Annotated in this window: 11 protein-coding genes and 1 tRNA gene; 1 reads left to right on the top strand and 11 read right to left on the bottom strand. The window is 68.0% G+C overall.

Annotated elements, in window-relative coordinates; translation table 11 throughout:
* A partial coding sequence (locus AC5RUJ_RS05350) for a pyruvate carboxylase (RefSeq protein WP_494155650.1) occupies nucleotides 1–2,314 on the bottom strand: 2,314 nt, incomplete at its 3' end.
* A gap of 306 nt (nucleotides 2,315–2,620) precedes the next feature.
* Here AC5RUJ_RS05350 and AC5RUJ_RS05345 point away from each other — a divergent pair.
* Nucleotides 2,621–3,460, top strand: coding sequence for a ParA family protein (locus tag AC5RUJ_RS05345; RefSeq protein ID WP_493999447.1), 840 nt, complete (start codon nucleotides 2,621–2,623; stop codon nucleotides 3,458–3,460).
* A 140-nt stretch (nucleotides 3,461–3,600) separates the two neighbouring features.
* Here AC5RUJ_RS05345 and AC5RUJ_RS05340 read toward each other — a convergent pair whose 3' ends face one another.
* The 10 genes from AC5RUJ_RS05340 to AC5RUJ_RS05295 all read right to left on the bottom strand — a co-directional run.
* Nucleotides 3,601–4,197, bottom strand: a complete 597-nt coding sequence (locus AC5RUJ_RS05340) for a MerR family transcriptional regulator (RefSeq protein ID WP_493999446.1) — start codon at nucleotides 4,195–4,197, stop codon at nucleotides 3,601–3,603.
* 229 nt (nucleotides 4,198–4,426) lie between these two features.
* A complete protein-coding gene (locus AC5RUJ_RS05335) occupies nucleotides 4,427–4,930 on the bottom strand; it encodes a bifunctional nuclease family protein (RefSeq protein ID WP_493999445.1) in 504 nt (167 codons plus the stop codon).
* Nucleotides 4,931–4,941: 11 nt separating this feature from the next.
* Entirely contained in the window at nucleotides 4,942–5,691 is a 750-nt protein-coding gene (gene ftsR / locus AC5RUJ_RS05330; RefSeq protein ID WP_494128992.1) for a transcriptional regulator FtsR, read from the bottom strand.
* 3 nt (nucleotides 5,692–5,694) lie between these two features.
* Nucleotides 5,695–6,174 (bottom strand): FHA domain-containing protein, encoded by a 480-nt coding sequence (locus AC5RUJ_RS05325; protein WP_493999444.1) that lies wholly within the window; start codon nucleotides 6,172–6,174, stop codon nucleotides 5,695–5,697.
* Nucleotides 6,175–6,249: 75 nt separating this feature from the next.
* Nucleotides 6,250–6,636 carry a glycine cleavage system protein GcvH gene (gcvH, locus tag AC5RUJ_RS05320; protein WP_493999443.1) on the bottom strand — a complete coding sequence of 129 codons (387 nt, stop codon included), beginning with the start codon at nucleotides 6,634–6,636 and terminating at the stop codon, nucleotides 6,250–6,252.
* A gap of 141 nt (nucleotides 6,637–6,777) precedes the next feature.
* Nucleotides 6,778–6,851: transfer RNA gene (locus tag AC5RUJ_RS05315), tRNA-Pro, on the bottom strand.
* 101 nt (nucleotides 6,852–6,952) lie between these two features.
* Nucleotides 6,953–8,506 (bottom strand): ribosome biogenesis GTPase Der, encoded by a 1,554-nt coding sequence (gene der / locus AC5RUJ_RS05310; RefSeq protein WP_494023258.1) that lies wholly within the window; start codon nucleotides 8,504–8,506, stop codon nucleotides 6,953–6,955.
* Between the two features lie 339 nt (nucleotides 8,507–8,845).
* A complete protein-coding gene (gene cmk / locus AC5RUJ_RS05305; protein WP_493999441.1) occupies nucleotides 8,846–9,550 on the bottom strand; it encodes a (d)CMP kinase in 705 nt (234 codons plus the stop codon).
* Nucleotides 9,547–10,614, bottom strand: coding sequence for a prephenate dehydrogenase (locus AC5RUJ_RS05300; RefSeq protein ID WP_494128994.1), 1,068 nt, complete (start codon nucleotides 10,612–10,614; stop codon nucleotides 9,547–9,549). The genes cmk and AC5RUJ_RS05300 overlap by 4 nt, the downstream gene beginning before the upstream one ends.
* 54 nt (nucleotides 10,615–10,668) lie before the next feature.
* Nucleotides 10,669–11,442 (bottom strand): pseudouridine synthase (locus AC5RUJ_RS05295; protein ID WP_494155649.1); only part of this gene is annotated, 774 nt, incomplete at its 5' end.

Below are 11,442 nucleotides of genomic sequence, written 5' to 3'. Positions count from 1 at the left end.
CGACGTCCACCGCGTCTGCACCGGCATCCACGGCGGCCAGCAGCGTCGCCAGCTGGCCCCCGGCCGTGTCGTGGGTATGCACGTGCACCGGCAGATCGAAGCGCTCGCGCAGCGCCGTGACCAGCTTCGCCGCGGCCGCCGGACGCAACAGGCCGGCCATGTCCTTGATTGCCAGGATATGCGCCCCTGCCTCGACGATCCGCCCGGCCAGCTCCAGGTAGTAGTCCAGCGTGTACAGGTCCTCCGTCGGATCCAGCAGGTCTCCGGTGTAGCAGAGCGCTACTTCGGCCACGGCGGTTCCCGTCTCCCGCACCGCCCGGATTGCCGGCTCCATCTGGGAGACGTCGTTGAGCGCATCGAAGATCCTGAAGATGTCGATGCCGGTGGCGGCAGCTTCCCGGACGAACGCCGTGGTGACTTCCTCCGGGTACGGGGTATAGCCGACGGTGTTCCGCCCGCGCAGCAGCATTTGCAGGCAGATGTTCGGCATCGCCTGGCGCAGCGCCGCCAGGCGCTCCCACGGGTCCTCGCCCAGGAACCGCAGCGCGACATCGTAGGTTGCGCCGCCCCACGCCTCGACCGAGAGCAGCTGCGGGGTGAGGGCCGAAACGGCGGGTGCGGCGTTGAGCAGGTCCTTGGTGCGTACCCGGGTGGCCAGCAGCGACTGGTGGGCGTCACGGAAGGTCGTGTCCGTGACCGCCACGGCTGTCTGGGCCCGCAGCTCGGCCGCAAACTTCTCCGGGCCCAGTTGCTGCAGCCGCTGCCGGGAGCCGGACGCCGGAACGGCCGTCAGGGCACCGGTGGCCTCCAGCGCCTGCCTGGCGGGTTCGGGCAGCTTCTCCACCGGTGCCGTGGACACTGGCAGCTCGCCGTGCGGTTTGTTGACGGTGACGTCCGCCAGCCAGGTCAGCAGCTTGGTCCCGCGGTCCGCCGAGACCCGGGCCTTGAGCAGTTCCGGCCGCTCGTCGATGAACGAGGTGGCGACGTTGCCGGCCAGGAAGTCCGGGTCCTCCAGCACCGCCTGCAGGAACGCGATGTTGGTGGAGACGCCGCGGATGCGGAACTCGGCCAGGGCACGCCGGGCCCGGGCGGCCGCCGTCGCGAAGTCGCGGCCGCGGCAGGTGAGCTTGACCAGCATCGAGTCAAAGTGCGGGCTGATTTCGGCTCCGGTGTAGATGGTGCCGCCGTCCAGCCGGACACCGGCGCCGCCGGCCGACCGGTAGGCGGTAACCTTGCCGACGTCGGGACGGAAGCCGTTGGCCGGGTCCTCGGTGGTAATACGGGACTGCATGGCCGTGCCGTTGACGGACACGGCCTGCTGGGACAGGCCCAGGTCGGCCAGGGTCTCGCCCGCGGCGATGCGCAGTTGGGACTGTACCAGGTCGACGTCGGTGATCTCCTCGGTCACCGTATGCTCTACCTGGATGCGCGGGTTCATCTCAATGAAGACATGCTGCCCGGCCCGTTCACCGACCGTGTCTACCAGGAACTCGACCGTGCCGGCATTGGTGTATCCGAGCGCCTGTGCGAACGTGACCGCGTCCCGGTACAGTGCCTGCCGGATGCCCTCGTCCAGGTTGGGTGCGGGGGCGATTTCGATGACCTTCTGGTGCCGGCGCTGGAGCGAGCAGTCGCGTTCGAAGAGGTGCATGACGTTGCCCTGCCCGTCGGCCAGGATCTGCACCTCGATGTGGCGCGGCCGCAATACGGCCTGTTCAAGGAAAACGGTCGGATCGCCGAAGGCCGTGTCGGCTTCCCGCATGGCAGCCGCGAGTGCGTCCGGGAGATCCTTGCGGTTGTCGACCCGGCGCATGCCGCGCCCGCCACCGCCGGCAACCGCCTTGACGAAGATCGGGAAGCCTATCTCCTCGGCTTCGGCCAGCAACTTCTCCGGATCGGCACTGGGCTCGGTGGACTTCAGCACCGGGATCCCGGCCCGGCGGGCCGCCTGCAGGGCATGGACCTTATGACCCGCGAGCTCCAGCACATCGGCCTTGGGGCCGACGAAGGCGATGCCGGCACCGGCAGCGGCGCGGGCCAGCTCGGGATTCTCGGACAGGAATCCGTAACCCGGGTAGATGGCGTCCGCGCCCGACTCCTTGGCGACCCGAATGATTTCGTTGACGTCGAGGTAAGCCCGGACGGGATGCCCCTGCTCGCCGATCAGATACGCTTCGTCGGCCTTCTGCCGGTGGATCGAGTTGCGGTCTTCATACGGGAAGACAGCCACCGTTTTGGCGCCCAGTTCGTAGGCCGCACGGAATGCCCTGATGGCGATTTCTCCACGGTTGGCTACCAAGATCTTTTCGAACATTTCACTCCTGCATCGTTGCCGGGTCCGGACTTTGGGGGGCGAAGCACCGACCGTCCGGCGCCGGCGCCGGCGGACTCAGTGAGCCAAGTCTCACGGACTGCGAGCCGGGCTGGCAAGCCAGTGTTGCACAGATCACGCGCCGCGGCGGTCCTCACGGGCCGCATGTTACGGCGCAAGCTGCGAAACGCCCCGGCGGCGCGGGTGGCACGGTGTGCTGCGGCGCTCCACTTATGATGAATAGGGTGCCGTGAAGACTTATCCGGCGCAGAAGCCCCACGACTCGATACGTTAGGTTTTGGTTTTTACGTGCAAGTAGTGAGCATCAGCAGCCTCAAGGGCGGGGTCGGCAAGACCTCGGTCACGCTGGGCCTGGCCTCTGCGGCGCTGGCAGCGGGAATCCCCACCCTGGTCATCGACTTGGATCCGCATGCTGACGCGACCACGGGATTAGGCGTCAAGCCGTCCCGCCAGACCGACGTCGGCCGGCTCCTCAAGAACGCGCGCAAGGCCGACCTGCGGGCCAACGTCGCCCCGAGCGGCTGGGTGGCCTCGGCGGATCCCGGCAGCGCGCCGGCTTCCGGCCGGAAGGTTCTCGATGTCGCCATCGGCTCCGCCTACTCCGGCATCTACGACCGGCCCGATTTGAGCCGCCGGGACCTGCGCAGGCTTTCGACCGTGCTCTCCCGCGTGAATGACTACTCGCTGGTGCTCATCGACTGCCCGCCGTCGCTCAACGGGCTGACGCGCATGGCGTGGACGGCGAGCACGCGGGTGCTGCTCGTGGCCGAGCCGAGCCTCTTCTCGGTGGCGGGCACCGAACGCACCATGCGCGCCATCGATTTGTTCCGGGAGGAATTCGCCCCGGACCTGAAGACGGCCGGGGTGGTGGCCAACCGTGTCCGGCCCAGCTCCAACGAACACGGTTACCGGCTGGCCGAAATGAAAACCATGTTCGGCGACCTGCTGCTCTCCCCCACCATCGCCGAGCAGGCGAACTGGCAGCAGATCCAGGGGGCAGCGCATTCCGTCCACCAGTGGCCGGGTGAATCGGCACGGCAGGCGGCCGCGCTTTTCGACGAGCTGCTCAAGAACCTGACCGATTCCGGCCGGATGCGCAGCCGCGCGCTCCGCCGCCAGCCCATCTGACAACAGGTCCCGGACCGGGCGGCGGGTCCGCCCGGGCCGCACCTTACACACGGGATCGCGATACACGGGTTCGCGCCTTTAATCAGCGGGAGGGGCCCCGGTTTCCCGGAGCCCCTCCCGCTGTTATCTCCTGTGTGCGGTCAGCTGATCTTGCGCGCGGCGCGCCGGCGGCTCAGCTCGTCGTCGGGAAAATCCTGTTCCTCTGCGGCATGTTCGCTGGGGAGCTCCGCGAGGCTGCCTTCGACCTCTCGCCACACCCGGCCGACGGCGATGCCGAAGACTCCCTGTCCGCCCTGGACCAGGTCGATGACTTCGTCGGCGGAGGTGCACTCGTACACGCTGGCGCCGTCGCTCATGAGGGTAATCTGGGCCAGATCTTCCACGCCGCGTTCACGCAGGTGGCCAACGGCGGAGCGGATCTGCTGCAGCGAGACGCCGGTGTCGAGCAGTCGCTTGACCACCTTCAGGACCAGGATGTCGCGGAAGCTGTAGAGGCGCTGCGAGCCGGAGCCGGACGCGCCGCGGACGGCAGGTTCCACCAGTCCGGTGCGTGCCCAGTAGTCCAACTGCCGGTAGGTGATGCCGGCTGCCTTGCATGCTGTGGGACCGCGGTAACCGGCGTCCTCGTCCAGCACGGGCAGGTCTTCGGTGAACAGCAAGCCCTGGGCACTTGCGGGTATGGCAGCGCCGGTCTGCAGAGCGTGCGGCATCTCGCCTGCATCACCTTTAGGACTCACGTGAACCCTCCTTGTCGAAGTTCCCTGTGGGGAATGAGCTTCGCAGTCAGCCCAGAGGTCTGGTCTAAGTCTGCCTTGAGATGGCCTGCGGTGCAATGGGAACTGTATGCTTCGACGTTAGAACGGCGGGGGCCGCCGGTCAAAGACGCTGGCCTTTTTGCTGCGGCGTGTCGGATGCCCCGGAGCCGGGCCGGGCGTTTCGGGTGCCGGAACCAAATGCCGGCGACGGCTATTTCTCGAAGTCCTCGGGCTCCACGTCGGCGAGGAATTCCCTGAACTCGCGCAACTGGCTTTCCGCGTTCTCCTGCGCCGGGCCGTCGGATTCCTCGTCGTCGGCCGCTTCGGCGATCTTGACCCCGGCCTCGTCCATTACCTCGTCCGCACAATAGATCGGGCAGGGCACGCGCAGTGCCACCGCGATGGCGTCCGAGGCGCGGGAGCTGACTGTCACCCCGCCGTCAAACACCAGCTCGGCAAAGAAGACGGTGTCCTGGACCGTCACCAGGCGGACTTCGGTGATCCGCCGGCCGAGCACGTCCACGACGTCGCGGAGCAGGTCGTGGGTCATGGGGCGCGGCGGTTTGATGCCCTGCTGGGCGAACGCAATCGCGCTGGCTTCCGGCGCGCCGATCCAGATGGGTATGTGCCGTTCGCCTTCGGTTTCCTTGAGCAGCACCAGCGGCTGGTTCGACGGGAGTTCAATGCGGACTCCGACAACCTCGAGTTCGAGCATGGCTTCTCCGTTCAGCGGTCCATCTGGGCCAGGTGCCCGTGAACCAGCGCCGTATGCAGGTTCAGGCACAGATCGCTGATTTCCTTGGCCGCCTCGGCGGCGCGGGCCCGGGAGGCGACGTCGCGCCGGGACGCCAGCGGGGCCACCGCACGTTCCACCAGCCCGACCTCGCGGTCTGCGGCGGCCCGGAACGGGCGGAGGTGCCGAGGTTCGATGCCATGGCTGCCCAGCTGCCTGCAGGCGCGCACGACCTTGAGTGCGTGTTCGTCGAAACAGGCGTCGTGGGCGTGGATCAGGCCGTAGGCCAGAAGGTCGTCCACGAGTTCCGTGGACGCTCCGCTGGCCTGCAGGAGCTCGGCCCGGGTGAGCGCCCGGCCGCGTCCGTTTAGTTCTGCCGCCAGCGGCTCCGAGACTATCCGGGGGGCCAGGGTCATACCGCCGGGCAGGGCCTCCGGCCGCTCGCCGCGATCGATCGCGTCCAGATAATCCTTGATGACCTTGAGCGGCAGGTACTGGTCGCGTTGCAGGGCCAGCACGAAACGGAGGCGTTCTACGTCCTGGCCGGTGTACTTCCGGTAGCCGGCCGGCGTCCGCTGGGGGCTGATCAGCCCCTTCTCTTCCAGAAACCGGATCTTGGAGGCCGTGATCTGCGGGAAATCCTCCGTCAGCTGTTGCAGCACCTCGCCGATATTGAGGACGCTGCTGCGGTACCCCTCCCGGGACGGCCCGAGGGTGCGCCGCGCTGGCTGGGACCCGGGCACGGGTTAGCCCTGCCCCTTTGCCGCCGTGCCTGCGTAGTAGGTCAGGCGGAACTTGCCAATCTGCACCTCATTGCCTGTCCGCAGCTGCAGGCTGTCCACACGGTCGTTGTTCACGTAGGTGCCGTTGAGGCTGCCGGAGTCCACCACCATGAAGCCGTCGCCGGAGCGGCGGAATTCCGCGTGCTTCCGCGACACCGTGACGTCGTCAAGGAAGATGTCCGCTTCCGGGTGCCGGCCGGCGGTGGTGACGTCCTGGTCCAGCAGGAACCGGGCCCCGGCGTTCGGGCCGTCGTGGGCTATCAGCAGCGCCGACCCGGCCGGCAGCGCGATCACCGATGCTTCCTCTTCGCGGGAGAGCCTCGGTTTGGCGACGTGGGCCAGAGTCTGCGGCGGCAAAAAGATGGATGTGGTTTCCGCGTGCGCCTCCGGGTTCCGGCTGTCGCCGTTCCCGTTATCCGTGGCGTTGCGAGCTTCGCCCACCATCAATAGTTCCTCCCGTAAAAATGTAGCGGCCAACCGGTTCAGGACCGGTTGGCCGTCGAGTGGCTCCGGTAGCTCCTAGCCTACCTGCTGTTCATACTCCGGGGCACTGAGCAAGGTCTCCAGCGCCGCCGGATCCGACAGCTTGACCTCCAGCAGCCACCCCTCCCCGTACGGATCGGAGTTGATCAGGGCCGGGTCGGTTTCCAGGGCGTCGTTGACGGCCGCGACCTCACCGCTGACGGGAGCGTAGATGTCGCTGACGCTCTTGGTCGATTCCACCTCGCCGATGACTTCGTTGGCGGTGATGGAGGAGCCGGCTTCCGGCATCTGCACGTAGACCACATCGCCGAGGGCGTCCTGCGCAAAGTCGGTGATACCCAGGCGCACCGTGCCTTCGGCCTCGGCGGCAGCCACCCACTCATGCTCGGCTGTGTACTTCAGGTCGGCAGGAATATTGCTCATCGGTTGCCTTTCTCGCACCATGGACGGCCAGTTGCTCCGGCAAGGATCCGTTCCCCGCCATCGCTGAAAGTATAGGCATACAGGGCCTTGCACAAGCCAATGGAAAAGGGACCCGGTCCTCGCGGACCGGATCCCTTGCTGTCGGGTTGACAGGATTTGAACCTGCGACCCCTTGACCCCCAGTCAAGTGCGCTACCAAGCTGCGCCACAACCCGAAGTTCCGCCTTCATGCAACCGGCGGAACCACCTCAAATACTGTACAGCATTTTTCCCTGCGTCATGACCACCGGGCGCCACTGCGGGCGGCGGGGCCGGGTCAGTGCTTGCGGGACCGCTTCTCGCGCACCCGCATGCTGACCTCGATCGGGGTGCCTTCAAAGCCGAATGTTTCACGCAGCCGGCGGGCAATGAAGCGGCGGTAGCCGGGGTCCAGGAAACCGGTGGTGAACAGCACGAACTTCGGCGGCCGTGAGGAAGCCTGCGTGCCGAACAGAATGCGCGGCTGCTTGCCGCCGCGTACCGGGTGCGGGTGGGCCGCGACCAGTTCGCCCAGGAAGGCGTTCAGGCGGCCGGTGGGGATGCGTTTGTCCCAGGACTCGAGGGCACGGTCCAGCGCCGGGACCAGCCTGTCCTTGTGCCATCCGGTCTTGGCCGAGATGTTCACCCGGGGCGCCCAGTCCACGTGGGCCAGGTCCTGCTCGATCTCGCGTTCGAGGTACCGGCGGCGGTCGTCGTCCAGCAGGTCCCACTTGTTGAAGGCAAGCACCAGGGCCCGGCCGGAATCGATGGCCAGCTGCAGGATGCGCACGTCCTGCTCGCTGAGCACCTCGTCCACGGCCAGCAGCACGACGGCGACCTCCGCCTTTTCGAGCGCGGCCTGCGTGCGGAGCGAAGCATAGAAGTCCGCGCCTTGCTGCATGTGCACGCGGCGGCGGATCCCGGCCGTGTCAACGAAGCGCCACGTCCGTCCGCCCAGTTCGATCATTTCGTCGACCGGATCGCGGGTGGTGCCGGCGATCGTGTCGACCACTACCCGCTCGCTCCCGGCCAGCTTGTTCAGCAGCGACGATTTGCCCACGTTCGGGCGGCCGATCAGGGCTACCCGCCGCGGGCCTCCCGTGCGCTCGAGTCCCCCGTAGGCAGAGAATTCAGGCAGCACCTCCAGGGCCGCATCGAGCATGTCGGCCGTTCCCCGGCCGTGCAGTGCCGACACGGGATAGGGCTCGCCGAAGCCGAGGCCCCACAGGGCCGCGGCTTCGGCTTCCTGGGCCAGGTCGTCCACCTTGTTGGCCACCAGGATGACCGGTTTCTTCTTGCGGCGCAGCATCTTTACCACGGCCTCATCCGTGGCCGTGGCCCCGACGTTGGCGTCGACGACCAGCAGGACGGCGTCGGCCATGTCCACCGCGATTTCGGCCTGGTCGGCGACGCGGGCGTGGATGCCGCGGGCGTCATGCTCCCAGCCGCCGGTGTCCACCAGGGTGAACGGGCGCCCGTTCCAGTGGGCCGAGTAGGAGACCCGGTCGCGGGTGACGCCGGGGGTGTCTTCGACGACTGCCTCGCGCCGGCCAATGATCCTGTTCACCAGCGTCGACTTGCCCACATTGGGCCGGCCGACGATGGCCAGCACCGGGGCCACCCGGAGCGGTTCGTCGTCGGGGACGGGTTCTCCTGCAGCCGCCAGCAGCGCGGCGTCCTCGTCGTCAAGGTCGTAATCGGCCAGGCCGGCGCGCAGCGACGCGGCGCGCAACTCGGCTTCGTCGTCATCGAGCTCAAGCATGTGCTCGGCGATCTGGTCCTCGCCCGCCGGACGGTATTCCTCGTCGGCCGGCCGATCCGCCGGGGAGGATCCGGGCTGGGTGTCACTCATCGTCTGTTCCTTCTGGGTAGGCAGCAAGCCGGTTGTCGTCGGGGGGCGTGGTTGGCCGGAAGCGGCTGCCCGGTGTTCGCCACGCTGTGCCGGACATAGCCGGACAACTGCCGGCGGATCTCTTCGGCTGCAGTGTCAATTGAAACACGCCCGGACGCCGAGGACCGCCTCCGGCAGGTCTGCGGGGAGCCGAATGCCGCGTGGAAAACGCGGCCGGGGCGAAGGATGGCATCCCGCTGCTCGCCGGTGATCCTGGCGCCGAGGACGGCCACCGGCACCACGGGGGCACCGCTGTTCAACGCCAGCCAGGCCACCCCCGGGCTGACGGCGGCGGCGGGTTCAGTGTGCGGCATGCCGGACGACGGCGAGCACCGCTTCGACGGTTTGTTCGAAATCCAGATCGGACGAATCCACCGTGAAGACGCCGTCGGCGGCCTCGGAAAAGTTCACCACGGTCGAATCCTTGGCGTCGCGGGCCAGCACCTGCTCGTGCAGGTCGGCGTCGCTCTGCGTTCCGCCCAGCTGGAGGCCGCGCCGGCGCAGCCTTGCTTCTTCGCTGGCGGTCAGCAGCAGCCGCACCTCGGCGTCGGGAGCGACGACCGTGGTGATATCTCGACCCTCGGCAACGATCCGACGGCCGGAGTCGGCGATGATCTGCTGCTGGCGCCGGACCAGCTCGGCTCGTGCCCCCAGCGTCGTGGCCACGGCGCTCACGGAGGCGGAGATTGACGGCTTGCGGATTTCGTCGGTGATGTCCGTGGAGCCGATGCGCACGTATTCGTCGTCCGGGTGGGTGCTGATCTGCAGGTCTACGTCCTTGCTGGCCTGTTCGACGGCCGCCGCATCCGCCAGGTCCACACCGGTGTTGACGCAGTACCAGGTCACGGCACGGTACATTGCGCCGGTGTCGAGGTAGGACGCGTGCAGCCGCCGTGCGGTTTCCTTGCTGACGGACGACTTGCCGGAGCCGGACGGCCCGTCGATGGCAACCACCAGCGCCTTGCCCTGCCGGTAACGAGCCATATCCACTTCCGCCGCGCTCATTGCACAACCTTCCATCCACGTGAGGTCAAGTAATCAATTGCTTCGTGCCGCTTGCTGGGCAGCACGGCAAGCTCCGCCAGCCCCACCGGCTGGCCCGCCGAGTGCTCCAGGCGCAGGTCTTCCAGGTTGATGCCCACCTCGCCGATCTCGGTCAGCAGGCGGGCGATTTGGCCCGGCGTGTCGTCGACCAGGACGGTCAGCCACGCGAACGCCTGCGGCGGAGCGCCGTGCTTGCCGGGAATCCGCGCCTGGCCGGCGTTGCCTTCGCTGATCAGCTTGGCCATGTCCAACCGGGAGCCGTCGGCCTCGGGGTGCTCAAGCGTCCTGATCAGCCGTTCCAGGTCTTCGCGGATGCCGTACAGGATGTCCACGAGCCGGGACGCGTTCGCGCCGAGAATCTGCACCCACAACGCCGGGTCGCTGGCCGCAATCCGGGTGACGTCGCGCAGGCCCTGGCCGGAAAGGGACAAGGCATGCGCCGGCGTGTCCTGCAGCCGGCTGGCCAGCAGCGAGGACATCACTTGCGGCAGGTGCGAGATTAACGCCACGGCGGCGTCATGTTCGTCGGCCGACATGTGCGAGACCACCGCGCCCAGGTCGATCGCCAGCGCGTGCGCCGTCTTCACCGCCCCCGGCGAGGACAACTCCGACGGGCACAGGACCCACGGCATCGACGTGAAGAGCTCGCCGCGGGCGGCGACGGGGCCGGATTTTTCCCGCCCCGCCATCGGGTGGGTACCCACGTAGCGGCCCAGGTCCGCCTCCGCCAGGTCCGGGTCCTTGGCCAGCGCCTCGAAGACGGCCGTCTTGACGCTCGCAATATCCACGACGACGGCGTCCGGGTAGTCGCGCAGCGCGCGCGACACGACGGCGGCGGTGACGTCCGGGGGCGCCGCGACGACGACCAACTGGGGCTCCACCCTCTCGCCGGCAGGCAGGATCCGGCCGGCACCGATATCCTGCGCCACGGCCTGGGCCGACGGCGAGGGGTCCGAGAGCAGCACGTCGATGCCGCGGGCACGCAGGCCGAGCCCGATGCTGGCTCCGAGCAGGCCGGTTCCCATCACCAGGACCGGCCCGGACAGGTGGGTTGCCTGCGCGTGTGCCGGGTTCACCGGCTACATCCCCACCAGGGCCAGCAGGTGCCCTGCTTCCTGGCGGCCGAGGGCGCGGATGCTGCCCTGTCGCTGGTCGCCCAGCCGGATGGGGCCGAACTGGATCCGGACGAGCCGTTCCACGGGGTGGCCGACGGCGTCAAACAGCCGCCGCACGACGCGGTTCTTGCCCGAATGCAGCACGACTTCCACCAGGACGTGTCCCGGCGTCGAGTCGACCAGCTTGAACGAATCGACCGAGGACACGCCGTCTTCCAGCTCGATCCCGGATTTCATCCGCGCCCCGACACCGTGCGGCATCGGCCCGCGGACCTGCACCAGATACGTCTTGGGGACCTCGTAGGACGGATGGGTGAGGCGGTTGGCGAGTTCGCCGTCGTTGGTCAACAGCAGCAGGCCTTCGGTGGCCTGGTCCAGCCGCCCCACATGGAACAGCCGCTGGCCCTGCTGCGGCTTGAGGTAGTCGCTGATGCAGGGGCGTCCCTCCGGATCCTCCATGGTGGAGACAACACCCTTTGGCTTGTTGAAGACCAGGTACGTCAGCGTTTCATCCATCTGGACGCGGATGCCGTCCACATGGATGACCGCGCGGGACGGGTCGACGCGCACGCCAAGTTCGCGCACGGTCACGCCGTCCACCTCGACCCGGCCGGCCTGGATCAATTCCTCGCACACCCGCCGGGAGGCCACGCCCGCGCCGGCGAGCACCTTCTGCAGGCGCACGCCCTCGGGATCGTGCAGCTCGGAGGCCGCCCCCGCTCCCGCCCGCGAGGGACG

It is taken from the genome of Arthrobacter sp. Y3223164 (genome assembly GCF_059091005.1).
The sequence above is the reverse complement of the archived record's forward strand: the minus strand, read 5'-3'. Positions and strand labels throughout refer to the sequence as shown.